23 protein-coding genes are annotated in these 25,045 nt (G+C 63.4%); 12 read left to right on the top strand and 11 right to left on the bottom strand.

Features of this window, described 5'->3' with window-relative positions; all coding sequences use genetic code 11:
* Positions 1-30 precede the first annotated feature (30 nt).
* The 4 genes from DVK00_RS09770 (at position 31) to DVK00_RS09755 (ending at position 3,345) form a co-directional block, all read left to right on the top strand.
* On the top strand, positions 31-1,254 hold the full coding sequence (locus DVK00_RS09770; RefSeq protein ID WP_121577649.1) for an HD domain-containing protein: 1,224 nt from the start codon (positions 31-33) through the stop codon (positions 1,252-1,254).
* A gap of 21 nt (positions 1,255-1,275) precedes the next feature.
* Entirely contained in the window at positions 1,276-2,301 is a 1,026-nt protein-coding gene (locus DVK00_RS09765) for an amidohydrolase family protein (RefSeq protein ID WP_121577648.1), read from the top strand.
* 33 nt (positions 2,302-2,334) lie between these two features.
* Entirely contained in the window at positions 2,335-2,793 is a 459-nt protein-coding gene (locus DVK00_RS09760) for an SHOCT domain-containing protein (RefSeq protein WP_101349458.1), read from the top strand.
* A gap of 72 nt (positions 2,794-2,865) precedes the next feature.
* Positions 2,866-3,345, top strand: a complete 480-nt coding sequence (locus DVK00_RS09755) for a universal stress protein (RefSeq protein WP_101349459.1) — start codon at positions 2,866-2,868, stop codon at positions 3,343-3,345.
* 20 nt (positions 3,346-3,365) lie between these two features.
* On the opposite strand, the gene DVK00_RS09750 is transcribed toward DVK00_RS09755, so the two are convergent.
* Positions 3,366-4,313, bottom strand: coding sequence for a biotin--[acetyl-CoA-carboxylase] ligase (locus DVK00_RS09750; RefSeq protein ID WP_121577647.1), 948 nt, complete (start codon positions 4,311-4,313; stop codon positions 3,366-3,368).
* A gap of 168 nt (positions 4,314-4,481) precedes the next feature.
* On the opposite strand from DVK00_RS09750, the gene DVK00_RS09745 reads away from it, so the two are divergent.
* The gene (locus tag DVK00_RS09745) at positions 4,482-4,859 is read left to right on the top strand and encodes a hypothetical protein (RefSeq protein ID WP_147435881.1); all 378 of its coding nucleotides are present in this window, start codon (positions 4,482-4,484) and stop codon (positions 4,857-4,859) included.
* A 386-nt stretch (positions 4,860-5,245) separates the two neighbouring features.
* Here DVK00_RS09745 and DVK00_RS09740 read toward each other — a convergent pair whose 3' ends face one another.
* The 3 genes from DVK00_RS09740 to DVK00_RS09730 all read right to left on the bottom strand — a co-directional run bounded on the left by DVK00_RS09740 (position 5,246) and on the right by DVK00_RS09730 (position 9,089).
* Entirely contained in the window at positions 5,246-7,090 is a 1,845-nt protein-coding gene (locus DVK00_RS09740; protein ID WP_121511071.1) for an acetyl-CoA carboxylase biotin carboxylase subunit, read from the bottom strand.
* 140 nt (positions 7,091-7,230) lie between these two features.
* Positions 7,231-7,536: an acc operon protein gene (locus DVK00_RS09735; RefSeq protein WP_101349462.1), complete on the bottom strand. Its 306-nt coding sequence runs from the start codon at positions 7,534-7,536 to the stop codon at positions 7,231-7,233.
* A 2-nt stretch (positions 7,537-7,538) separates the two neighbouring features.
* On the bottom strand, positions 7,539-9,089 hold the full coding sequence (locus DVK00_RS09730) for an acyl-CoA carboxylase subunit beta (RefSeq protein WP_121577645.1): 1,551 nt from the start codon (positions 9,087-9,089) through the stop codon (positions 7,539-7,541).
* Positions 9,090-9,230: 141 nt separating this feature from the next.
* Between DVK00_RS09730 and DVK00_RS09725 the strand changes: the two genes are divergently transcribed.
* Entirely contained in the window at positions 9,231-9,854 is a 624-nt protein-coding gene (locus DVK00_RS09725; RefSeq protein ID WP_101351405.1) for a uracil-DNA glycosylase family protein, read from the top strand.
* 45 nt (positions 9,855-9,899) lie between these two features.
* Here the strand turns inward: DVK00_RS09725 and DVK00_RS09720 are convergent, their stop codons facing one another.
* Positions 9,900-10,691 (bottom strand): winged helix-turn-helix domain-containing protein, encoded by a 792-nt coding sequence (locus DVK00_RS09720; RefSeq protein WP_101349464.1) that lies wholly within the window; start codon positions 10,689-10,691, stop codon positions 9,900-9,902.
* Between the two features lie 224 nt (positions 10,692-10,915).
* Between DVK00_RS09720 and DVK00_RS09715 the strand changes: the two genes are divergently transcribed.
* The gene (locus tag DVK00_RS09715; protein ID WP_121577644.1) at positions 10,916-11,896 is read left to right on the top strand and encodes a DMT family transporter; all 981 of its coding nucleotides are present in this window, start codon (positions 10,916-10,918) and stop codon (positions 11,894-11,896) included.
* Positions 11,897-12,077: 181 nt separating this feature from the next.
* On the opposite strand, the gene DVK00_RS09710 is transcribed toward DVK00_RS09715, so the two are convergent.
* The 3 genes from DVK00_RS09710 to DVK00_RS09700 all read right to left on the bottom strand — a co-directional run bounded on the left by DVK00_RS09710 (position 12,078) and on the right by DVK00_RS09700 (position 15,361).
* Entirely contained in the window at positions 12,078-13,415 is a 1,338-nt protein-coding gene (locus DVK00_RS09710; RefSeq protein ID WP_101349466.1) for a sodium-dependent transporter, read from the bottom strand.
* A gap of 195 nt (positions 13,416-13,610) precedes the next feature.
* Positions 13,611-14,321: an SDR family oxidoreductase gene (locus DVK00_RS09705; RefSeq protein WP_101349467.1), complete on the bottom strand. Its 711-nt coding sequence runs from the start codon at positions 14,319-14,321 to the stop codon at positions 13,611-13,613.
* Positions 14,322-14,404: 83 nt separating this feature from the next.
* Complete coding sequence (locus tag DVK00_RS09700) at positions 14,405-15,361, bottom strand: NADPH:quinone reductase (protein ID WP_101349468.1); 957 nt, start codon at positions 15,359-15,361, stop codon at positions 14,405-14,407.
* A 399-nt stretch (positions 15,362-15,760) separates the two neighbouring features.
* On the opposite strand from DVK00_RS09700, the gene DVK00_RS09695 reads away from it, so the two are divergent.
* A complete protein-coding gene (locus tag DVK00_RS09695) occupies positions 15,761-17,962 on the top strand; it encodes a methyl-accepting chemotaxis protein (protein ID WP_121536841.1) in 2,202 nt (733 codons plus the stop codon).
* A 2-nt stretch (positions 17,963-17,964) separates the two neighbouring features.
* Complete coding sequence (gene sop2 / locus DVK00_RS09690; RefSeq protein ID WP_121511067.1) at positions 17,965-18,675, top strand: sensory rhodopsin II; 711 nt, start codon at positions 17,965-17,967, stop codon at positions 18,673-18,675.
* A gap of 153 nt (positions 18,676-18,828) precedes the next feature.
* Here sop2 and DVK00_RS09685 read toward each other — a convergent pair whose 3' ends face one another.
* A complete protein-coding gene (locus DVK00_RS09685; protein ID WP_101349470.1) occupies positions 18,829-19,161 on the bottom strand; it encodes a hypothetical protein in 333 nt (110 codons plus the stop codon).
* Between the two features lie 134 nt (positions 19,162-19,295).
* Entirely contained in the window at positions 19,296-20,255 is a 960-nt protein-coding gene (locus DVK00_RS09680) for a transcription initiation factor IIB family protein (protein WP_004518753.1), read from the bottom strand.
* 265 nt (positions 20,256-20,520) lie between these two features.
* On the opposite strand from DVK00_RS09680, the gene DVK00_RS09675 reads away from it, so the two are divergent.
* Together DVK00_RS09675 and DVK00_RS09670 are read left to right on the top strand one after the other, a co-directional pair.
* Positions 20,521-21,045 (top strand): hypothetical protein, encoded by a 525-nt coding sequence (locus tag DVK00_RS09675; protein ID WP_101349471.1) that lies wholly within the window; start codon positions 20,521-20,523, stop codon positions 21,043-21,045.
* Positions 21,042-21,767 carry an RNA methyltransferase gene (locus tag DVK00_RS09670; RefSeq protein WP_101349472.1) on the top strand — a complete coding sequence of 242 codons (726 nt, stop codon included), beginning with the start codon at positions 21,042-21,044 and terminating at the stop codon, positions 21,765-21,767. The genes DVK00_RS09675 and DVK00_RS09670 overlap by 4 nt, the downstream gene beginning before the upstream one ends.
* A gap of 3 nt (positions 21,768-21,770) precedes the next feature.
* Here the strand turns inward: DVK00_RS09670 and DVK00_RS09665 are convergent, their stop codons facing one another.
* On the bottom strand, positions 21,771-24,245 hold the full coding sequence (locus DVK00_RS09665) for a bacterio-opsin activator domain-containing protein (RefSeq protein WP_121577643.1): 2,475 nt from the start codon (positions 24,243-24,245) through the stop codon (positions 21,771-21,773).
* Positions 24,246-24,544: 299 nt separating this feature from the next.
* Here DVK00_RS09665 and DVK00_RS09660 point away from each other — a divergent pair, with 299 nt between their 5' ends.
* Positions 24,545-25,033: an HTH domain-containing protein gene (locus tag DVK00_RS09660; protein ID WP_101349474.1), complete on the top strand. Its 489-nt coding sequence runs from the start codon at positions 24,545-24,547 to the stop codon at positions 25,031-25,033.
* Positions 25,034-25,045 lie beyond the last annotated feature (12 nt).

Below are 25,045 nucleotides of genomic sequence, written 5' to 3'. Positions count from 1 at the left end.
TTTTGCCGGCCGCCGCCGTAGGCCCGGGCAATGACCACAATCAAGGACAGCGTCCACGACCACATCGAGGTCCAGGGCGTCGCGGCGGCGCTGCTCGACACGCCGCCGGTCCAGCGGCTCAGACACATCTCACAGCTCGGGACCGTGACGCTCGTCTACCCCTCGGCGAACCACACCCGATTCGAGCACTCGCTGGGGGTCTATCACCTCGCCGACCGGGCGCTGTCCCACCTCGGCATCGAGGGCCAGCAGGCCGAACGGGTCCGCGCCGCGGCCCTGCTCCACGACGTGGGGCACTCGCCGTACAGCCACAACGTCGAGGCGCTCATCCACCGCCGGACGGGCAAGTACCACGACGACGTGGACGAACTCCTCGGCGACGGCCCGGTCGCGCGGGTGCTGTCCGAACACGGGCTCAACCCCGACCGCGTCGCCGGCCTAGTCGCAGGGGAGGGCGAACTGGGCCAGCTCGTCTCCGGCGAACTGGACGTCGACCGGATGGATTATCTGGTCCGTGACGCCCACCACACCGGCGTCCCCTACGGCACTATCGACCACGAGCGGCTGGTCCGGGAACTGAGCTTCGTCGACGGCGAACTCGTCTTGGACGAGGGGAACGTCCAGACGGCCGAATCGCTCCTGCTCGCGCGGGCGCTGATGAACCCGACCGTCTACCAGCACCACGTTGCCCGCATCGCCAAGTCGATGCTGCGCCGCGGAACCGAGGAACTGCTCGCCGCGACCGACACGACCGCTAAGACGCTGCGCCGGTGGGACGACAACGACCTGCTCGTGGCGCTGCGACAGTGCGACGCAACGGCGGCCTACGCCCGGCGGCTGAGCCAGCGGGACCTGTACAAACGCGCCGTCTGGGCGGAGTGGCAGGCCGTGCCCGAGGAGGTTCTGACGGCCGACCACGAGGCGGTCGGCGCGATGGAACGGGCCATCGCCGACGAGGCGAACGTCGACAGCGACGCCGTTATCCTCGATATCCCGCCGGAGCCGTCGATGACCGAGTCGAGCAGCCGCGTCCTCGTCAACGGCGAAGTCCGCCGGCTCGGCGAGCAGTCGACGCTTGTCAACGCCATCCGCGCCGCCCAGCGCGACCAGTGGCGGCTCGGTGTCTACGCGCCAGAGGGCGAAAGCGAGCGGGTCGGCGCGGCGGCCATCCGCGAACTGGGACTGGACCTCGACGGGGCCAGGGTCCGGGACGTGCGGCCCGGCTTCCACGCGACCCTCGATGAGTTTAACTGAGAGAGCGGGCGAACAGGGAACATGATTGTTGAAGGGACGATTCTGACGGGACGGTCGTTCGAGGCCGTCGAGGGCCGCGTCGTCGTCGAGGACGGCGAGATAGCCGCCATCGAGGAGTCGGCGGTCGACAGCGACGACATCGTGGTGCCGTCGTTCGTCAACGCCCACACCCACATCGGCGACTCGATTGCGAAGGAGGCCGGCGAGGGCCTCTCGCTCGAAGAACTGGTCGCGCCGCCGGACGGTCTGAAACACCGGCTGCTCCGGGATGCCGACCGGGACGAACTGGTGGCCGCGATGGCGCGGTCGCTGTCGTTCATGCAACAGGCCGGGACCGGCGCGTTCGTCGAGTTCCGCGAGGGCGGCGTCGAAGGCGTCGAGGCCATCCGGGACGCGCTGGCGGACGCGTCCCTAGAGAGCGTGATTCTCGGCCGCGAGACGACCGACGCGATGGAACTGGCTGACGGGTTCGGCGCGAGCGGGGCCAACGACAGCGAGTTCGGGGCGGAGCGCCGCGCCACCCGAGCGGCCGGCAAACTGTTCGGCATCCACGCCGGCGAGGTCGACAGCTCCGATATCAATCCCGCGCTTGACCTTGACCCGGACTTTCTCGTCCACATGGTCCACGCCGAACCGCTGCACCTCCAGCGGGTTGCCGACAGCGAAATCCCGGTCGTCGTCTGCCCGCGGTCGAACATCGTCACCGACGTGGGCCGCCCGCCAATCGAGGAACTAGCCGACCGGACGACCGTCGCGCTCGGGACGGACAACGTCATGCTCAACAGCCCGTCGATGTTCCGCGAGATGGAGTTTACCGCGAAACTGTATGACCTCTCGGCCCGCGAGGTGCTGCGGATGGCGACAGTCAACGGGGCCGAGATCGCGGGTCTCGGCGGCGGACTCGTCGAGCCCGGCCACCCGGCGCGCCTGCTCGTCCTCGACGGCGACTCCGACAACCTCTCCGGGGCACGAAACCCCGTTCGGGCGGTCGTTCGTCGGGCAGGGTTGGCCGATGTCCGACGAGTCGTCCATCCGACGACGGACTAATTCTTATCACTGCGGAAATAGTATGTACGGGCAATGCCCTCCACCACTGACCGCGCCCTGAGCACACCGCTGAAGATACTCCTGTACGGGCTGCTAGGGCTTGTCTCGTTCCTCGTTGTTATCGCAGCTGTGAGGTTTGCGTTCGGGCTGTTCTTCGGTCTCATCGGTCTCGTTCTGGGACTGCTCTCGCTGGCCGCCACCATCGGGGTTCTGGCGGCTATCGGCTATGCTGTATACTGGGCCGCGTCGACCGTCTTCAGTCAGGACGAGGCGACGGCGTCGGCGACTGACGCGTCACGAACGCAGGCCGCACACGCAACAGATGCGGCCAGTGCCAGCGAGATAGACCCCGTCGAGCGGCTCTCAGAGCGCTACGCCAACGGGGAAATATCCGAAGCCGAACTCGAACGACGGCTCGAACAGGCTCTCGACGAGCCGTCGCTGGACGGCTCCGGGGCAACAGAGGCCGAGCGGAACCGAGAGTTGAACTGAGCCAGCGTCTGTTCGGCTGTTGTGTGCTACCTGTTACCAAACTATATCTGTTCAGCCAGTCAACAGTACAGTATGTACGACAGGATACTGGTGCCAACGGACGGGTCGCCGGGGACACGGGCGGTGCTCACACACGCTGAAACGCTTGCAACAACTCACGACAGCGAGATTCACGCGCTGTACGTCGTTGATACCGGCCGATTTTCGACGCTCCCGAACGAGCCGACGTGGGAGAGTGTCACCGACTCGCTCCATCGCGAGGGCGAGATGGCGCTGGACATGGTGAAGCGTCTCGTTGCCGACGATTTGACTGTCACACGGGCCACGGCCGAGGGAAGCCCGAGTCGAGAAATCGTCGACTACGCGAGCCAGAACGACTGCGACCTCATCGTAATGGGGACCCACGGACGCGGCGGTATCGACCGCCTGCTACTGGGGAGCGTCGCCGAACGGGTCGTCCGGTCAGCCCACGTCCCCGTTGTCACTGTTCCGGTAGAGACGACGACGCAAGATGTCTCGGAAGACGAGCAGCCTGCCGGCGTCCCACAGTGACCCGTCTTTCGCCGTCGCGCTCACTCCGTAATCGGGCGGAGGTGTTCACAGTCGCCCGCGGAAACGATTTCTGTCCCAGAGTCTGTCTCGATGACGAGCGCACCCGGAAACTGGATGTCTACAGCTTCACCCTCGATGGTGCCACCCGGCGTCTCGACCCGGACCTGTTTGCCCAGCGTCGTGGCGGACTCCCGCCACGCCTCGACGACGTTCGCCGGGTCCTGTCGGAGCGTGTCGAACTCCTCCAGCAGCCGCTGGGTGAACAGCCGTCTGTCGACCGAGTCGCCTCGCTCAGCGAGCAGGCTCGTCGGCTCCGCCTCTGCGGGCAAGTCCGCCGGATCGACGTTCGCGTTGACGCCGATGCCGACGACGACCCACGAGACTCGATCGGCTTCACCTTCCATCTCGGTGAGGATGCCGACCAGTTTCCGCTCCGCGTCGCCGTGGCGGACCAGCACGTCGTTGGGCCACTTGATGCTTGCCTCGACCCCGGCCTCGCGTGCCGCCCGGGTCACCGCGACAGCGGCCGCGAGCGTGAACACCGGCGCGTGGGCCATCGGCACGTCGGGTCGGAACAGCACCGAGAGCCAGACCCCGCCGCTGGGCGAGTGCCAGTCGCGGTCGAGCCGTCCCCGGCCGCCGGTCTGTTCGTCGGCCAGAACGACGGTGTCTGACGCCCCATCTGCCGCACAGTCACGAGCGCGTGCGTTCGTGCTCGGAATGCTGTCGTGGTACTCGACAGAAAACGGTGCGTCCAGGCCGTACTCGACCGCGCTCGCCCCGAACTCCGGCACCGAATCGAGGGTGTAGCCCGCGTCGCTGCTCCCGATTTCGAACCCCTCCTCGCGGAGGGCTTCAACGTGTTTCCAGACCGCAGAGCGGGAGATGTCCAGTTCGTCGGCGAGGGCCGGCCCCGAGACGGGGCCGTCGGCCAGCGCGTCGAGCACCCGGTGGCGCGTCTCGTTCATACCCGGCGTAGCACGGCGAGGGTACAAAGCAGTTGGCAGAGTTGGGCGACTGCTGTTGCAGTAGGACTGCTTTCAGTGTTTGTCGACATCCTCAGCAGCGGATATATCCGGACTCGGTGTGGTCAGTGAAGATAAGACACTTACTGATGACGGGTCATTCGTCAAATGATGAAGCGACGATCACTGCTGTCGCTCTCGGTCTTACTAATTCAATTTGCTGGCTGTTCCACAGAGACTGATCCGGATGTTGCAGAAGACATTTTCGTCGTACTCGATAATGAGAGTCCGGAACAAGCCACAGTGGCGGTATCAGTCGTAACAGGCGACTCAAGCGTGTTTGAAGGCGAAACAGCGGTCAATCCCAGTAACAGGAAAAATGTGTATCCAGGCATCACAGACACTGGCGACTATACGCTCACAATTTCCCTCGGTGATGGACGTGAACAGGAGTATCCATTCAATATCGAAGAGTACGATCTCCGGATGGGATCGAACATCATCGTCTCGATAAACCAGACTGAGATTGAATTCAGTATCCAAGAGTGACTAGCGTCCCGTCTCTTGTCTGTTTGATATGCCAATCAATCCGCAACCCTGATTGACGGCTGTTTCACGCGAGAAGGTGTGTGAAGAATAGGGTTTAAACAGAGCCTTTTTTCCGAAAGCCCCCTCGCTGCGCGCGGCCTGCGGCCGTGCTTGCGTCGGTTCGGCTCACGAGCGCTCGGCCCCTTTTCGATTTCCCACCCTACAGTGGCTAACCAGTCGGTTTTCGCGTAGCTAAAGGCAACCATTGCACAGAGTAGGAGCAGTAGCGGAGCGGTGAGCAGCATACCGCGAGCGCCGACGGCGCTCGGAGCAGTTTTGTACTAAATGTTGCAAGGAGCGGTTCGAGCGCGCCCAAAGAGCGCGACTCGAACCCGACGCAGTAAGATTTAGCCGATAACGAACAGCAGGTCGCCCATGTCGACTGATTCGCCCTCGCTAACGGCCACGTCGTTGACAGTGCCGCCTCGTTCGGCGACGATGTCGTTTTCCATCTTCATCGCTTCGAGCACACAGAGAACGTCGCCGGCCTCGACCTCGTCGCCCTCCTCGACGTTGACCTCCAGAATTGTCCCCTGCATCTCTGCGGCGACTTCCTGACCCTCGGCGGTAGAGGCACTGCCGCCGCCGCTGTCGGAACTACTGCCGCCCCGCGGCCGCTGTGGCTGATTGCCGCCGTCGGCGTCCACGTCGCCGACGTTGATGGGCGGTGCGCCGCGCTCTTCGAGGTCGACTTGGAATCGCTTGCCGTTGACCTCAACGGTGAACTCACGCTCGACGACCTCCTCGTCCTCGTCGCCGTCGGACTCGGTGACGGTGCCCCACTGCTCCTGGGCCTCCTCGATGCGCGAGCGGTCGAGTTGCTCGTCGAGGTACTTCGTGGTGTGGGTGCCGCCGACGAACCGGTCGTCGGTGAGCATCAGGCGGTGGAACGGGATGACGGTCGGGATCCCCTCGATGTCGAAGTCCTTGAGCGCCCGTTTCCCGCGCTCGATGCACTCCGCGCGGTCCCCGCCGTAGGTGATGAGCTTCGCTATCATCGAGTCGTAGTCGGTGACGAGGTCGTCGCCCTGCCGGAGCGCGTCGTCGAGGCGGACGCCGATGCCGCCCGGCGGGTCGTAGGTGTCGAGGCTGCCGCCGGTCGCGGGGGCGAAGTCGTCGGCGGCGTTCTCGGCGTTGATGCGGAACTCCATCGCGTGGCCCTCTATCTCCACGTCGTCCTGTGCGAAGGTTATCTCCTCGTCCATCGCCACCCGCAGTTGCCACTTGACGATGTCGATGTCGGTTATCTCCTCGGTGACGCAGTGCTCGACTTGGATGCGGGTGTTCACTTCGAGGAAGTAGAAGTTCGCGTCCTCGCCGAGCAGTTCGCCGGGCTCGCGGTCGGGGTCTTCCTCGACGAGGAACTCGACGGTCCCGGCGTTGTAGTAGTCGGACTCGCGGACGCCACGGCGGGCGGCGTCACCGATTTTCTCCCGGAGAGCGTCGTTCAGGGCCGGCGACGGTCCCTCTTCGATGACCTTCTGGTGGCGTCGCTGCAGCGAACAGTCACGCTCGCCCAGATGCCGGACGTTGCCGTGGTGGTCGGCGATAATCTGGACCTCGATGTGGCGGGGGTTCTCCAGATAGCGTTCGAGATAGACGGAGTCGTTCGAGAAGTACGCCTCTCCCTCCCGCTTTGCGCTTTCGAGTTGCTCCTCAGCCTCCTCCGGGTCGTGGACGATTTTCATCCCGCGGCCGCCGCCGCCCCCTTCGGCCTTGATGGCGACCGGGAAGCCGTTCTCCTCGCCGAACTCGACGACCTCCTCGGGATCCTCGACCGGGTCGGTCGTTCCCGGGACGATGGGCACGTCAGCCGACTGCATGATCTTGCGGGCCTTCGTCTTCTCGCCCAGTGCCTCCATCGACTCGCTCTCGGGGCCGACCCAGGTGACGCCGTCCGTTTGCTGAACACGCGCAGCGAAGTCGGCGTTCTCCGCGAGGAAGCCGTACCCGGGGTGGATGGCGTCGGCATCGGCCTGTTTGGCGGCGTCGATAATCGCTTCCTGGTCGAGATAGGAGTCGGCGGCACGGGCCGGGCCGACGTTGTACGCCTCGTCCGCGTACCGGACGTGCCCGGCGTGCTTGTCAGCGTCAGAGTAGACGGCCACTGTGCCGATGCCCAACTCCTCGCATGCGCGCATCACGCGCACCGCTATCTCCCCGCGATTAGCGACGAGCACCTTATCGAACATACGCCCTCATACTGAGAGTCGGCCCATAAAACTATGCGCAGATAGCGGCCAATCTTACACATATAATCATGTTAGTATGGAACATGGCCACAAACCCGTTCAGGGCGTCGTCAAATAACTGACGGACGGACTGACCACCATTAGAACCGCTCGGCGCGGCCGGCGGCACTCCAGGGGTCAGTCGGCGCGTCCGAGCGGACTCGAACGGACCGTTTCTGCGTGGCTTCCACGCGCCCGGAGAACGACCACTGCTTGCCGTCCCAGGAGTCGCCGTCGTCTGCCGCTGCAGCCGCCGCGGCCGCTGCCGCCGCGCGCTGGCGGTCGGTGAGGTGTGCGCCGATAGCAACGGCGATCGCAGCCGCCTCGTCCGTCGACGCGTCGTCGAGCTGTGCAGCGATTTCCGCGACAAGTTCGGCGTCGACCGCCGAGTCAGTGTCTGCCGCCATCGTCACAGTGGGATGTTGCCGTGCTTGCGGTCGGGCTGGTCCTTGCGTTTCCCCCGCAGGAGGTCCAGGTCGTCGATGAGCCGCGGGCGGGTCTCCTGCGGTTCGATGACGTCGTCGACGAAGCCGCGCTTGGCCGCCGTGTAGGGGTTCGCGAAGGCGTCGCGGTACTCGTCGATGAGTTGCTGGCGGCGGGCTTCCACGTCGTTGGCGTCTTCGAGTTCGTCGTCGTAGAGGACGTTCACCGCGCCCTGTGGCCCCATCACGGCGATTTCGGCGGTCGGCCAGGCGTAGTTCATGTCCGCGCCGATGTGCTTCGACGCCATCACGTCGTAGGCCCCGCCGTACGCCTTCCGCGTGATGACGGTCACCAGCGGGACGGTGGCCTCGGAGTAGGCGTACAGGAGCTTCGCGCCGTGGTTGATGATGGCGTTGGTCTCCTGGTCCTTGCCGGGCATGAACCCGGGCACGTCGACGAACGTGAGAATCGGGATGTTGAACGCGTCACAGAAGCGGACGAAGCGCGCGCCCTTCCGCGAGGCGTCGATGTCGAGCGTGCCGGCGTTGACCCGCGGCTGGTTGCCGACGACGCCGACGCTGTGGCCGTCCATGCGGGCGAAGCCGATGACGATGTTGCGCGCGAAGTCCTCGGCGACCTCGAAGAAGGAGTCCTCGTCGACGATGCGCCCGACCACGTCCGTCATGTCGTAGGGCTTCTGTGGCGCATCAGGAACAGCCGTCTTCAGCCCCTCGTCCCGGCGCTCGGGGTCGTCCCAGGGCTCGACGCGGGGCGGGTCCTCGACGTTGTTCTGTGGCAGGAACGAGAGCAGGTAGCGGATGTCGTCCATCGCGTCCTTCTCGTCGGCGGCCGTGAAGTGGGCCACCCCGGACTCGGAGGCGTGGGTCTTCGCGCCGCCGAGTTCGTCGAAGCCGACCTCCTCGCCGGTCACCGTCTCGATGACGTCCGGCCCGGTGATGAACATGTGGCTGGTCTCCTCGACCATGTAGACGAAGTCCGTGATGGAGGGGGAGTACACCGCGCCGCCGGCACACGGCCCCATGATGGCCGAAATCTGCGGGACGACACCGCTGGCTTGCTGATTGCGGTGGAAGATGTCGGCGTAGCCCGCCAGCGAGTCGATGCCTTCCTGAATCCGCGCGCCGGCGGAGTCGTTCAGGCCGATGATGGGCGCGCCTGTCTCGATGGCCTTGTCCATCACCTTACAGACCTTCTGTGCGAAGGCCTCGCCCAGCGATCCCCCGAAGACGGTGAAGTCGTGGGCGAAGACGTACACCTGTCGACCGTCGACCTTGCCGTAGCCGACGACGACGCCGTCTCCCGGTACTTTCTTGTCGGCCATGTCGAAGTTCGTCGAGCGGTGTTCACGGAGCGAGTCGATTTCCACGAAGGTGTCGTCGTCGAGGAAGTAGTCGATGCGCTCACGCGCGGTGAGTTTCCCGCGGTCGTGTTGGGCCTCGATTCGTTCTTCGCCACCGCCCCGCTTGGCCTCGGCTTTTCGTTCTCGAAGGTCCTCGACACGGTCGTCGTGGCTCACGCCACATCACTTCTCCCGGACCGGAGCATATCCGACTCCTTGCGGGCATCCGAGAAAAGCGTTATCAAACTTAACCATTATTTCCCGTATTCGGTGGCCGAAACCGGCGGAGTTTTGAGCGGCGACCTGCTGCTATCGCGCGTGAAGAACGTCACGGCCCGCCAGCACAACCCCTTCGGCTTCGACGCCCCGTGTGAGCCGTTTGTACCGGGGTACGGCGATGCCAATGCCCACTTCCACGTCATCGGCGACCACCCCGGCGTCCACGGTGGCGAAACGTCCGGCATCCCCTTTACCGACAATCCCGCGGGCGAACGTCTCCAGCGGGCGCTCGTCGAGGCCGGACTGCTCGCCGAAGTCGGCACTCCGCCGACCGTCGAGAAGACGTACCTGTCGTATCTGTATATGTGCGGCGGCGAGCCGCCGACGGACGCTGACTACGAGGCCCAGGAACCGCTGTTCGACACGGAACTTCGGGCTATCACCGCGCACGTGCTCCTGCCCGTCGGCGAGCGCGCCACGCGGCACGTGTTCGCCAACACGACCTCGGAGCCGACCAAGCCGATAGACATGGACGCCCGCCACGCCACGGAAGTCCCCGGGAGCGGCTGGCTCGTCGTCCCCATCAAGGAGCCGGCGGAGTGGACCGACGACGACGAGACCGCCCTCGTCGACGCACTGACGGCGCTGCTGAAGACCGACTATCGCCGCGAGGCGGACCTCGGGCGGTTCCTGCCGAACGACGACCCGTATCTGGTCCGGTAGCGACTCGACTGATTCTCACACGGCTCTGACAACCAGAAACAGTAGCTACAGCGACCACTCGTCCGAGAGCGGCTCCGCGGACGCCCAGTACGTGTCGAACGTCTCGATCGCCCACTCGCGGACGGCCGGCGCGGTCGTATCGACTGACGCCTGTAGCACGCCGTTGTCGTCCCGCAACAGCAGATGCACAACGTCGTCAGCGATCATCACCGCGAGTGGCACACCGTCGTTTCGTACCCGGACCGACGCGTTCGGTTCGGAACGCAGCGATTCGAACCGACTCCGGAGCCGGTCGTCTGCTGCCAGTGCGTCTATGGCGCTGGGCGAGAACACGCCCGAGAACCGCTGTTCGCCGGCGGTGGCTCGATCCTGAACGACTCGGATCGCCTGGTCATTGAACGCATGGGAGAACGTCCGGACCTCCTCGGCGTCCCGAAGCAGGTCAAGGAGTCGCTGGACCGGCGCGTTCGGGCGCGTCTGGCTCGGGACAGTTATCGTCGCGTCGGCCAGGTGTTGCAGGTCGAAGTCCATCGCATCGGTGGGCAGATACTGGACGATGTCGCGCAGTCGCTGCTCGGTTTCGAGGCTGTCGAGCAGGTCGGTGAACCCGTCAGCGACGATGCGCCCCGTCGCCGTGGCGACGTACTCGCCCCCCGTTCGGCGGATCCACGACCGGTCCTCGAAGTCCGCGATGATACGCCCGAGCGTCGCCTGCGACGCGCCGGTTTCGGTCGCGAGCTCCCCGCGCGAGTGGGGTTCCGCCGCCAGGAGCCGCAAGACCTCGACCCGGTTCGACGAGAGCGCGAGGAACTCGATCTCTTCGAGCGCCGATTCCATACCGCCGCGTTGGGGGTTCCGTGCTAAAGCGCTTTCGTACTATGAAATAATTTCATACCGTGAATATCAGCCACGGGTATTCAGCTGTTTCGCGTCATGTAATATTTTCTAAACGGAACTATACGTCCGGATATCATACTATAGAGTACGATGACTCAGGTCTCTCCCCGTGTTCTCTCTGTCGGCTGTGCAGTTATTTCAGAAAACACATACGAGGTGGTGGCATGATTTCGCGCCGGACGTTCGCCCTCGCTGCCGTTGCCAGTGTCCTGCTTGGCGGGACCTTCGTCGGCGCGAAGGCCGGGCTGTCGTACCTCCCGCCGCTTCTGTTCGTCGCCCTGCGGTTCGATATCGCCGCCGTCGTGCTCCTCGGCTACGTCGTCGTGACGCGGTCCCGGGACGACCTGCTCCCACGGACCCGCGGTGACGTGCTTGGGATTCTCTCGACGGGTCTGTTCGCGCTGGGTCTCACGAACGCGCTGATATTCGTGGGCCAGCAGTCCGCCACCAGCGCGGTCGCCGCTATCGTGTTCAGTCTCAATCCGATACTGACGCCGGTGTTCGCTGCGCTCCTGCTCTCCGACGAGCGACTTTCGGCCCGCGGTGGTCTCGGCATGGTTATCGGCCTGCTCGGCGTCGGCCTCGTCGTCAGTCCCGACCCGGCGATGCTCTTGAGCGGGGGCATCGGCAAAATCATCCTGTTCGGCGGCGCGACCAGTGCGGCGCTTGGCAGTGTTCTCATCCGCTGGTCCGATGGTGGCCTGTCGAGTACGGTCCGGACCGCGTGGGCGCTCCCTGTCGCCGCCGCGTTCTGTCACGCGCTGAGCGTCGGTATGGGCGAATCGGCAGCTACGGCGGTCTGGTCGCCGACCGCGGTTGCGGCCCTGCTGTACGTCGGCATCTTCGCCGGCGCAATCGCCTACATCGCCTACTTCGGCCTGCTCGATGTCACCGGTGCAATCCAGGCCAACCTCATCTTCTACGTGGTCCCCGTCGTGTCGACGCTCGGCGGGTGGGCCTTACTTGGCGAGGCGATCACCCCGACCGCAGTGGCGGGTTTCCTGACTATCTTCACTGGGTTCGTGGTGCTCGGCAGCGAGTCGGTCGACACCCACGCACTGCTCTCGGGTACTACCGAAGAGGCTGACACTGTGTCGGACAGTCTGGGGATTACGGACGAACCGTGCGGGTTCGAATCGGACTGACATATACTCTGGGTGTCGTATGCCTGCTGGCAACCGCCCAGACGATTCGTGAGAGTCGCACCATCCCGTGAAAAGATGGCTGGCCTTCTGATGGGCTACTGTCACTGCGACGACCACACACTGGGCGGTCACTACAGACCGTCGCGAAGAATGTCTGCGGGAAACCGATGTCGTACGTCGGTTATATCGGCGGGATGATTGCGGGGTCCTCAGCGAGGAGGAGCGTCTGTAGTCCGAGGCCCAGCGTCAGGATGACACCGAGGATGACTACTGTCCGGACCATCCAGAGCCAAGCCGGGCCGAACGCCCGGAGCCCACCCGTCCCCTGTCGGAGCTCGGCAACCGCGTTCGAGGAGAGCACCCAGCCGACGAACACGAGGATAAGCAGCACTGACAGCGGGAGGAACAGCTTGTACGCGAGCGTGTCGAACCAGCCGAACCACGCCAGGTCCCAGGCTGACGGGAATCCGAGCACGAACAGCACGGCCCCGAGCATCGCCGACAGCGACACCCGCGAGTAAGGCGTGTTGTCGACGCCGTAGGAGACTGCAACTTCGAGCAGGCTAATGGCAGAGGAGATTGCGGCGATGAGGACGACACCGAAGAAGACGACACCGAGGAGCCGTCCTCCCGGGAGCTGTGGGAACGCCGATGCCATCGCGACGAAGATAGCTGACGGGCCGCTGGTGTCGGGACTGATGCCGATGGCGAAGAGAATCGGGAACACGACCAGCCCCGCCAGCACACCGACGAGCGTGTTCGTCACGACGATGATTCCACCATCGACCGGGAGACTCTCGTCGTCACCGATGTACGAGGAGTACGTAATCATGGCTGCCATCCCCAGCGAGAGGGTGAAAAACGCCTGACCCACTGCGAACGGAATCAGGTCGCCAGCGTTCGCTGCCAGCGTGGAGAAGTCCGGGGAGAGGAAGTAGCTGTAGCCAGCCCCCGCTCCCTCGAGGGTGGTGACCCAGGCCGCCATCCCGAGCATGAGGAGAACGATGCTGGGGACCATCACCTTCGTCGCCTTCTCGATCCCGTCCTCAACACCCACTGCGACGATGCCGACACAGATGAGCAGGAACAGCGCCTGTCCGACGACGGCTTCCGGGCCACTGGAGATGGCTCCGAAGTACTCTGCGGAGTTTCCGAAGTATGCGCCCGTTGCGCTACCGAGAATATACCGCATGACCCATCCGCCGACGACGTTGTAATACGAGAGAATCCAGAACCCCGTGAAGACGCCCAGGCCACCGACGACCCGCCACTGCTTGAATCCGAGTTCAGCGAACGCGTCGACGGCATTACGGTTCGTTCGCCGTCCGATGATGAACTCTGCTAACATTGCCGGGAAGCCGATGAGCAACACGGCGACGAGGTAGAAAACGAGGAACACTGCGCCACCGTTTGTCGCGGTCTTGAACGGGAACTGCCAGATGTTTCCGAGACCGACTGCGCTACCGATCGCTGCGAGAAGGAACCCGAGCCGTGAGGCCCACGTTTCTCTGTCACTCATTGTGATGCGGCATATTATGTTGGGGTATAAAAACCACCGTGATTCCAGTTCGCGATACGGGCCGATAGTGTCTGGATTGAAACACGCCTTCAGAAACTGCGTGGCAGCAACTTGGCGAGCCGTCTTGTTGATTTTTGACTGTTTTTCGGGTGTGTGACCGTGCGATATGAAGGGCTGGCCCGAACCGATTGCGGGTCAGACCTCGCCGTACACCGGAACCGCTGCGCCGCTCGTCACGGTTGCGGCGTCCGAACAGAGAAACAGTATCACCGCTGCGATGTCTCTCGGGTCGACCCACGACTCGGTGTCGGCGTCGGGCATCATCTCGCGGTTCATCGGGGTATCGATGACGCTCGGCATGACAGCGTTAGCCCGGACGGATCCGAGGTTCTCTTCCGCGATAGTCTCGGTCAGGAGTCGGATGCCGGCCTTCGTCGCCCGGTAGATGCCGTCGCCCTCACCACCCTCAAGTGACGTTCGCGCAGACACGGAGACAATCGCGCCTTCTGTGTCCCGCAGGTGCGGAATCGCGTGTTTCGACGCCAGGAACATCGTCTTGAGGTTCACGTCGAACAGGAAATCGAACGTGTCGAGGTCCGTCTCGTGAATCGGCGTGCCGCCGCGCCAGGTGCCGGCGACGTTCAGCAGGTAGTCGAGCCGTCCGTGTTCGTCGACGACCGCCTCGACCGTCTCGGCCACGTCGGCCTCGTCGCTGAAATCCGCCTGGTAGAAGTCGACGCGCTCGGGTTCAGCCAGCAGGAAGTCCTCGGTGTTCGGTTCGATGATGTCGCTGCCACAGACGGTCGCGCCGGCGTCGAGGAAGGCGTCCGCGACCGCGCTCCCCAGCGCTCCGCCGACGCCCGTGATTAGCGCTACCTCGCCGCCGAAGTCAAAATCGGCTGACATGTATGTGACAACGGCTAGCAGGGAAATAAATCTCCGTCCGCGAGGCACCGGGTCCGGTTTCGCGAGCACCAGCGGTCGCTCGGCTACGGTGTGACGACGAGTTTGCCGAGGAAACTGTCGTTCAGTACGTCGTCGTGGGCGGCCGCCACTTCGTCTAGGTCGTAGCGGCGGGCGACGACCGGCGACAGGTCGCCGTCGGCCATGAGGGTCGCTAGCCGGTCCAGTACCGCGCCGAACTCGGGCGTGTTGAACATCGAGACGTGGTGGACGCTGAGGGCCTTCGCCCGGCAGCGCGGGACGTTCTCGAACGTCGCCGCGAGGTCGGTGTTCCCGATGGCGGCGATGCGAGCGCCCTGTGTGGCCACCTCTGCGTCGAACGCGAGGTAGTCGTCGAGCCGGTGGTCGAGAATCACGTCCGGCGCGCCGGCCTCGACCACGGCGTCGCTGAGGTCGTCACGGCGGTAATCGAACACGTCGTCCGCGCCGAGGTCGGCCAGCCGGTCGTGGTAGTCCGGCGACGCTGTCGTCGTCACCTGCGCTCCGTTCGCCGCGGCCAGTTGGACCGCGACGTGGCCGACGCCGCCGCTCCCGCCGTGAACCAGCGCTCGCTCGGCTGGCTCCAGCGAACAGGCTGCGACGAGGGTCTGCCAGGCGGTGACGCCGACGAGCGCGACGGCTGCGCCCGCCTCGGCGGAGACGCCCTCGGGGAGCCGCGCCAGATGCGACTCGGGGACGGTGGCGTACTCCGCGCAGGTCCCCTGGAGCCAGTTGCCCAGCCCGGTGGCAAACGCCCGGTCGCCCTCGGCGAAGTCAGCCACGCCCTCGCCGGTCGCGGCGACGGTCCCGGCGCAGTCGGAGCCGGGGACCCAGGGCAGTTCGCCGGGTTCGTAATCGCCTGTCCGGAAGTACGTATCGACCGGATTGACCGCCGCCGCCTCAACTTCGAGCAGGACCTCCTCCGGACCCGGTGTGGGTCGTTCGACGTCGTCGACACGGAGTACGTCTGTCGGGCCGTATTCGTGGAATCGTACAGCACGCATTGGCGTATGCGTCTGGTGGTACCGGGAAAACCTTTCCCCACAGCCTGGGTGAGTTCAACTCCGGTTCTCTGCACATCGCGGGCCGGGATGCGACATCGCCGACAGCGAACGGGTCAGGTCGGTGCTCAGTCCGGTAACTGCAGTGTACACTATCCAAACGCCAGATCTTACACCGTTAGCTGTGCCGGGGCGACGGATTACCACAGTTGGCCATGTCGTTTATCAACGGTGAAAATTGCGCACCAACCCTTTATTAGGATGTTTGCATAGCATTGGATGATGGAACCAGATAGGGACTCGCCGCTCCCGAGTTTTATTGCTGGCAGTTACGCTGCCAGACTCGGGCTGGCACTTTCATTTGCGATAATTGTCATTATCGCTGTTGGGGTCCTGACAAGCGTGCAGGCGTCCGCCACTCTCGAGGAAGACGTGGCAGACGACATTACGGCGCTGTCAGAGACGCAAGCCGAACAATTGGACGAATGGCTGACAACATCGCGCCGGAATGTCCGGTCGGTGTCACGACTTCCCGTGTTTACTGACGGAACGGCCACGGAGAAACAGCAACGACTGGAGGAGCTCCGGTCCAACGAGGAACTGCCACCCGGTGTCGTTGCAGTGCACTACTTCGACACCGAGACAAACGAGATTCGCGCCAGTTCGAATCAGGACTTCGTCGGGGTCAACGCTGCCGAGCAGGGGGCCCCGTTCGCGACGGACCCGCCACAGTTCAACGACGCCGATGATACCCACGTGACAGAGCCGTTCTCTGTCTCGGTCGTCGACCATCCGATAGTTGCTGTCGTTTCGCCCGTTCCCGGAGACGATGACAGGGCGCTCGTGTATATGATCGACCTCCGAGAGAAGGCCGATCAGATATCGAACCAGCGCGATGGGTCATTTACCACGGTCGTCAACACCGAGGGCGAGTTCGTTTCCCACCCCAACATCTCGATGATCGGGTCGACAGCACCGATTTCACAGATGGAGTCGAACCCGCTGGGGACACTTGAACCCGGCGAGAGCGCCTTCCACGAAACAGACCGTATGTTGATGGGGCTGAACCGCCTCGAATCGAAGGACTGGGTCGTCATGGTCCACTCCGACCCGGAGGTCGCCTACGCGCTGAGCGATCAGATCAACTCCGACCTCATCGCGCTCATACTACTCGCTGTCGTCAACCTCGGGCTCATCGGGGTCACGATCGGTGGAAACACGATTGCGTCGCTACGGCGGCTTTCGGTGAAGGCCGAATCGATGGCCGATGGTGAGCTTGACGTCGACCTCGATACGTCGCGCGAAGACGAGTTCGGAACGCTGTACACGGCCTTCGACAACATGCGGACGAACCTCCGAACGCAGATTTCCGAGGCCGAAACTGCCCGGCAGGAGGCCGAAGAGGCCAAAGAGCAAGCACAGGCGGCTCGCGAGGAAGTCGAATCCGAGCGCAACGAGATGGAGGCGCTGACCGGCCACCTCGAACTCAAGGCCCAGCAGTACAGCGACGCGCTGGAGGCCGCCGCCGATGGCGACCTCACCGCGCGGGTGGACACCGACAGCATGAACGAGGCGATGGCCGAGGTCGGTGAGGATATCAACACCACGCTGGATGCGCTCGAAGACACCATCGCGGACATGAAGGCGTTCGCGGCCAACGTCATCCAGTCTAGCGACCGCGTCAACTCGAACGCGGAACGAGTTGACCAGGCCAGCAAGCAGGTGTCGAAGTCGATAAACGAGATTTTCGAGGGCACGACCGAGCAAAACGAAGGCCTCGAATCGGCGGCTGCCGAGATGCAGAATCTCTCGGCGACCGCACAGCAAGTCGCCTCCTCTGCTCAGCAGGTCGCCGACACGTCCCAGTCGGCCGCAGAGGTCGGCGAGGACGGCCGCGAAGCCGCACAGGAAGCTATCTCGGAGATGAGTGCCATCGAGGACGAGACCGGCGAGACCGTCGCGGAGATCAACGCGCTTGACGAGGAGCTCGACGAGATCGGCGAAATCGTCGGCGTCATCACAAGCATTGTCGAGCAGACGAACATGCTCGCGCTGAACGCCTCCATCGAGGCCGCCCACGCTGACGGAGACGGCGACGGGTTCGCCGTCGTCGCGGACGAGATCAAGGGCCTCGCTGAGGAGACCAAAGAGGCCGCCGCCGACATCGAACAGCGCATCGAGGGCATTCAGGAGCAGGCCGGCGACACCGTCGAGACGATGGAGTCGACCAGTGCCCGGATCACCGAAGGCGTCTCGACGGTCGAGGAGACCGTCGACGCGCTGGAGACCATCGTCGAGTACACCGAGGAGGTCGACACCGGCATTCAGGAGATCGACCGGGCGACCGAGGAGCAGGCCCGGACTGCACAGGACGTGATGGGGACCATCGACGACCTGACGACGATCAGTCAGCAGACGGCGACGGAGGCCGACACCGTGGCCGGTGCCGCACAGGACCAGTCCGCGTCCATCGACGAAGTGTCAAACTCCGCGACAGAGCTCCGACAGCGGGCTGACGACCTCGAATCGCTACTGGACCGCTTTACCGTCGAGAGCTCCGCCGGGACGGGTTCTGATAGCACGGCCGCAGTGGGGGACGACTAACAATGGCAACGATAACGACCTGGTTCACACTGGGACTACTGGGTGAACTGCTCGGGACGGCGGTGCTGGCGTACGGCTACACGCTCGTCCCAGAAGAGACACGGAAGCGGTACCTGCTGTTGATCGCAATCCCGGGTATCGCCATCGTCGCCTACGCGCTGATGGCGCTTGGCTTCGGGTCGATACAGAGTGGTGGCCATACGGTGTACGTGATCCGTTATGTCGACTGGCTATTGACGACGCCGCTCAACGTCTGGTTCCTGGCACTGCTCGCTGGCGCGAGCCGGCAGGACACGGTGAAACTCGTCGTCCTGCAGGCGTTGACTATCGTCTTCGGCTTTGCCGGTGCCATCACTGCGTCGCCAGTGAGCTACCTGCTGTTCGCGGTCGGCGCAGCGCTGTTCGGTGGCGTCATCTACCTGCTCTATGGCAACATCGCGGTGGCTGCGAAGTCGACTCTGTCCGACATCGAGATCAGCCTGTACCGCACGCTCCGGAACTTCGTCGTCGTTCTCTGGCTGGTGTACCCAGTTGTGTGGCTGCTCGGTGCGGCGGGACTGGGGCTAATGGACGTTGAGACTGCGACGCTCGTGATCGTCTACCTTGACGTGGTAACCAAAGTCGGCTTCGGCGTCATTGCTTTGCTGGCGATGATTGATCTCGGCTCAGTCGGTGAGACTGCCGAGGAGCCGACAGCGGTTGCGGGAGACTAGCGAGAGCGACCACTCTGAAAGACACGCACGGAGAACCCGGGAGGCGTGTGCGGTAAACGGCTCCCGAAAATGCGAACGCCGACGGGGTTGTGTGGTCCTCGTTCTGCGAGAGAGTCACTCTACGTCGTTGTAGCGCCTCAGAGTGGGTGCCAGTCAGGATTGCTCCTCACTGACGGTCCCGCTGGTCTCTGTGTCGTCAGTCGCGCCGGCGACCTCGGTCTCGTCTACGGTAGCAAGTGCGTCTGGAAGCCGGTCTTGGATCAGCCAGAACGTCAGCCGGTAGACGCCGTACCCGAGCAGGACGAACAGCACGAGGTCGATAAGATACAACTCGACGAATTCGAGGAGCGAAATATCGCTGAGCGCGAGGTTGCCGGACAGGATGAGAAACTCAAGTGTCGCGAGGACAAACAGCGCGGGTGCAAAGAGGATCACCAGCCCGATGACGAGGAGTGCGATCCGTTTCTGCGAGGGGGAAACAGGCATACCGACAGTTCGCTGCCCAGACAGATAGCTCTACACGTTCCGTGCTACTGTACCGACTGCCTGTGCCGTGCTACAGCTGGCAGTACCGTACGAACAGCGGAAGCGAGACCATCGAGTGAACAGAGCGCGGCCAGTCAGTGGATGCCCATCGCTTCGATCTGCTCCTGATACCGGTTCCGGATGGTGACCTCCGTCACCTGGGCCACGTCGGCGACCTCGCGCTGGGTCTTCTTCTCGTTACAGAGCAGCGAGGCGGCGTAGATGGCCGCAGCAGCGTAGCCGGTAGGTGATTTCCCCGAGAGCAGGCCCTGCTCGGCGGTAGTGTCGATGATTTCGTTGGCCTTCGACTGGACCTCCTCTGAGAGTTCCAGCTCGGACGCAAACCGCGGGACGTACTGCTTGGGGTCGACCGGCTCCATCTTCAGTTCGAGTTCCTGGGCAACGTACCGATAGGTCCGCCCGATCTCCTTCTGCTCGACCCGGGAAACGTCCGACACCTCTTCTAAGCTGCGTGGGATGCCTTCCTGACGACAGGCCGCGTACAGGCAGGCGGTGGCGACGCCCTCGATGGAGCGTCCGCGGATGAGGTCCTCGTTGAGCGCGCGCCGGTAGATGACCGAAGCGACCTCCCGAACCGAGCGAGGAACGCCGAGTGCGCTGGCCATTCGGTCGATTTCCGACAGCGCGAACTGCAGGTTCCGCTCGCCGGCGTCTTTGGTCCGGATGCGTTCCTGCCACTTCCGGAGGCGGTGCATCTGGCTCCGCTTCTCCGAGGAGAGCGACCGACCGTAGGCGTCCTTGTCCTTCCAGTCGATCTGTGTGGTCAGCCCCTTATCGTGCATCGTCTGGGTCGTGGGGGCTCCGACGCGTGACTTGGACTGGCGTTCAGAGTGATTGAATGCCCGCCACTCCGGCCCGCGGTCGATGTTCTCGTCTTCGATGACCAGGCCACAGTCCTCGCAGACGAGCTCTCCACCGCCGTCGCTAGATATGGACTCCGACTCACACTCTGGGCAGGTCTGCTGGCCCGTGCTCTCGGACTCCTCCTCGCGTTCCTCCTGTTCAGAATCCCGCTGGCGCGTCGGCCGTTCCATGTGTTCTTTTACGGAGAAAAGCCAATCACGTATAAATGTTTGGGCGGGCTTGATACTTTTGCCTGATTTGGACGCCGATTGCGAATGCTAGGTCGAATAATTATGTTAAATTTACCTAGAACTGTCTACGTTTCGAGTCACCACAGCGTGTAACCGGTTCGGGCACCCGTCTCACACCCCGGGGCTACGATGGAGCGCGGACGGGCCGGCACTGTTCGTCCGACACATCGCGCTCTTTTAGTCTGGGACTCTCCCATCTTGAGATATGGGCAAAGTCAATATCGGGCTTCGGGGCTGGCGTTTCGACGAGGACGTGCTCGGGTCGGACGGACGGGTCCGGCCGCTCAAGACGATGGAACCGGAGACCCGACAACGGTTGCTGGTGCTCGCAGAACGGGTCGTCGACCCCTGTGACGCCTGCTGGCTGATTCACGGTGACGAAGACATCGAACAGTGCAACGTCGCGGACGCGATTTACGGCGAGCCGATGGGCGAGGTGGTTGTCTGCTCGGACCACGAGACAGACTTCATCTACTGGTTCCGCGAGGCGGGTGGCGAGACCTACGCCGGCGATACTGAGCTGGCCTCGGCCTTCCACGAGTGGTTCCTCGACGGGAATCGCGCCCCGGAGGGGTACGTCGGCCTCGAACACGTCGATGAGGAGCCGACAGCGCTGCCGGAGGCCCCCGACAGGGACGAAGCGATTCCGGGGCTCGAAGAGGAGGTCAAGCAGATGGACGAAGCGGACCTCGACACAATCGACATGGACCTCAGCGACCTGGACGTATGATATCTGTCGCTGTCGTCGACGCGGAGACGCCGGGCAACGTCGGCACCATCGCCCGCTCGATGAAGAACTTCGGCCTCTCAGAGCTGTTGCTCGTTGACCCACCGGAGCTAGACCCGGACGGCGAGGCGTACGGCTTCGCCGGGCAAGCCCGTGACGACATTCTGCCGAACGCCCGGACAGTGACGTTTGACGACATCGTCGAGAACTACCACACTGTCGCCTGCACGGCGACGACGAACGAGGACCCGGCCAACCACGTCCGGTATCCGGCGACGACCCCGGCCGACTTGGCTGACTCGCTCCGGGATGTCGAAGGAGACATCTGTGTCGTCTTCGGTCGCGAGCGTGTCGGACTCTCCAACGACGAACTCGCACAGCTGGATGTTATCTGCTCTATCCCGGCCAGCGCGTCGTATCCGGTGTTGAACCTCGGGCAGGCGGCCACCATCGTTCTCTACGAACTCCGCGAACTGACTGTCGACGCGAACCAGCACCCCGAGGAACTGCACACCCTCGCCGAGACGCCGGCCGTCGAGGGACTACACGAGGAGTTCGACCGGTTCCTGCGGGCTATCGGCCACCCCAGAGAAAAACAGCACAAAGCCCGCCGGCTGTTCCGTCGGGTACTCGGGCGTGCGCAACCGACCGGTCGGGAGACGAAGACGCTCCGGGGCCTGTTTCGGCAGGCCCGGCAGCGAATCGAGCGTGCCGAAGACGACTAATCTTCAGTCGAGTGTCTCGGGGCCGCTTCCGGAGTCAAACAGCGCCCCGATGACGGCGTCGTGGGCTTTCCGCAACCGGTAGTGCAGGGTCGGCGCAGAGATGTCGAGCGTCTCGGCCAGTTCCTCCGCGGCGCTCCCTCGCGGCCAGTCGTAGTAGCCGCGTGCGTAGGCGGTTTTGAGCGCGGCGGCCTGTTTTGGCGTCAGCCGGTCGCGTATCCGTGTCCGGAAGTCCGTCACCGTCGAGACCGGCTGGTCGACGTACTGCTTGCTCCGGAGCTCCGTCCCGGGCGTTACCTCTTGGACCGCTTCAACGACGGCGCGGACGTTGATATCTGGTGCCATCTCTGCTGTGAACTGCAGGTCGCCGTCCGCCGCCACGGCCTGCCGCACCGCCCCGCCGTAATCTATGAGAGTGTCAAGCGGCGATGCGGATATCTTGTCGAGAGTGACTTCAAGCAGGGGCGCTCGGTTCTCCGACGCAGTCTCGACGACGGCACAGGATTCGACCGACGGCAGCCCAGTGAGCGCCTGGCTCACCTGGTCAGTGTCGACCCCGCTGACGCGAACGTAGTGGAGGCTGCGTCCGGAACTGGTCGGGACGCGCCGTTCGAGTGTGAACGAACAGTCAAGCATCGCGGAGAGGCTGGCGAAGATGTCGTCGGAATCTGGCGTCAGGAACTCTAGCTCGACGGTCGTCGCCGACTGCAGCGACTGCTGACTGTGGACGCGCTGGATGGACAGTGCGATAAGCCGCCCCAGATCGCCAAGGATGTCCGACTCACGACAGCCAATCGTGGTGTCGGTCGATGCGTACACCATCAGGACGCCGTACGTGGTCTGGCCAGTTGTCAGGGGAACTGCCGCGACGGAGCAGTGGGCTGCGATTAGCGGGCGGTCCATCTCGGTGTCCGACTGGGTCGACACGTCGGCGATGTCCGCAACGACCTGTACCTCACCGGTCTCGATAGCATCTATGGCAAGACTGTGCTCGCCGGGCGAAATCTGCTCCGGCGTCGCCGTGGCAATCCCAGCGGCGGCACCCAGTGTTATCTGGGTTGCACTCCCGCGGCTTCCGGCCCACACGGCTTGGTACAGGTCTGATTCAGTGAGGTGTGCACACACCGCCGATTCGATCTCCTCGCGCGTCTGTGTGTCCTGTAGCGCTTTCGCAATTTCTCGACCCAGTACGTTGAGCCGCTGTGCCTGTCTGAGTTCGTCACGCTGGCGTTCGAGTTCGGCCTCGCGGTCTTTGTGAGCGGTGATGTCCCGAGCGACGAAGATGACAGTATCGAGGTCGTACGCGCGACTTTGCAGCGGTGCAACCCGCGCTTCGAACCATCGCTTGTCACCGGGAGTCTGCAGTCTGTACTCCACGGACTGAAACGACCCGGTCCGCAGGGCTACACGAACAGTCGCCAGTAGCGAATCAGCGGTGTCGCGGGGAAGAAACTCGTGTAGCGTCTGGCCGACAAGCGTGTCCGTCTCATCTACCTTCAGCATCGTCTCGGGGTCGGTCAGACAGTCGAGAAATCGCCCCTCCGCGTCGATAATGTAACTGGGGTCCGGAAGGGCGATGTTCAATGCATCGCGCTGTTCCGTGTGGCGCTGTCGTTCGAGTTCGTAGCCCGCCCAGTCGGAGAGCAACCGGACGAACGTCAGGTCCCACTGCGTGTACGGCGCCGCGCGCGGCTCCAGTCCGTAAAAGCAGAACGTCCCGTACACGGCCCCGTCAACGACGACGGGCGCGCCAATGTAGTTCTCAATGCCCCACTCCGAGTCAGCGAGCGCCGGGGCGTCCGCTGCAACATCGCCGATAGCGAGCGGTTCGCGGTGTTCGACGACGTGTCTGCAGTTCGGGAGTGTCTCGATGCTGGTTGTTCTGCCGGCTTCGAGGTCGGCAGACGACGGTGTAGTGACTGCTTCGAACACGTACTCGTCGCCGTGGACCCGGGAGAGGGTCCCGAACGGCGAACCGAGCGTTTCACAGCCGAGTTCTAACAGCGCGTCGAGCTGGTCAGTGAACGTCCGGTCCGAGTCGGTACAGACCTCGTAGGCCGATTCGAGGGCCAACTCCCGCTGTTTCCGGGCTGTGATGTCGATATGTGCGATGGACGCAAACGTCGCACCGTCGATAGTGAACGGAGCGGCGTACAACCGGAACCACCGTTTCGCCGACTCAGTGTGACACGGGTATTCAAGTTCGAACGAGGCCTGCTCGCCAGCGAGGACGGCCCTGATGCCGTCCGCCGCCTGTTGCCCGGTCGTATCGTCGGCCGTGTCAGCAACGTTGAGATAGTTCCTGCCGAGCGTACTCGGCGTCAGCCCTGTTCCGTTTGCCCGACCAAACTCGTGCCACGTCTCGTTCGTCGAGAGGATCACCCCGGACGAATCTACAATCGCAAACATGAGCGGCAGTGTATCGATGGCTGGCCCGTACAGGGCAGGGATATCGTGGCCATCCACGACACTTGGAACCATGCATCAACTGTAGCGGCGAGCTACTTAACGCCCGGTGTCTAGTTAGATTGTTAATATTTCTTCCGAACACATGCACGCGATGAATACATCTCGAATAACGGTCTATCGGGCTACGAAAAGCCGTAACTGAATGCCGACCTGACAGAGAAAGTACCACATATTCATATACTAACTACTAATCGAGTGGCCCGGATATATCAGCCATGGTTCGGGTTTGCTCCGATTTATTCTAGGGGCCTAGAGAGAGTACTTAGGACAGTTACCGCTGTAGCGATCCACAGGATACGCACCACCTCACTATGGATTCCACTGTCAATCCTGTTCGCGTCGAACTGTTCTTCCGGTCCCTGTGTCCGGAAGACGCAAGACAACACCAGCACTACGTGCTCGACCGGTTACAGGCTCTCGAAAGCGCTGGCCGTATCGAGGACCTGTCGATACTGATCTGGGGACGCCGGATCGAACCACGACTCGCACAGCGGACTGCGGAGGGCCGACACCTGCTGGAGCGCCTTTCGATGTTCGAACAGTGGGAGCGCGACTCCGATGCCTCGCTTGACGCCTTCGACTGGCAGCACCCGGTGACGAACATGGTTTCCGACGAGTCGGTCAATGTCATCACGCTGCCGACGCTTGCCCTCGCTGAATACGCTGACGGAGACCTCCAGCACGTCGCACCCTGCACGCGAGATGGAACGGTCCACCGCGTCGTCGACCGTGTCAACGCCCTCGCGGATACCGGAGACGTTGCCGACGACCGTGAGCACGAGCGTACCGTGGCCCAATAGCATTCGAACCAC

The sequence above is a fragment of the Haloarcula sp. Atlit-47R genome (assembly GCF_003665985.1).
GTDB classification, from domain to species: domain Archaea; phylum Halobacteriota; class Halobacteria; order Halobacteriales; family Haloarculaceae; genus Haloarcula; species Haloarcula taiwanensis.
The sequence above is the reverse complement of the archived record's forward strand: the minus strand, read 5'-3'. Positions and strand labels throughout refer to the sequence as shown.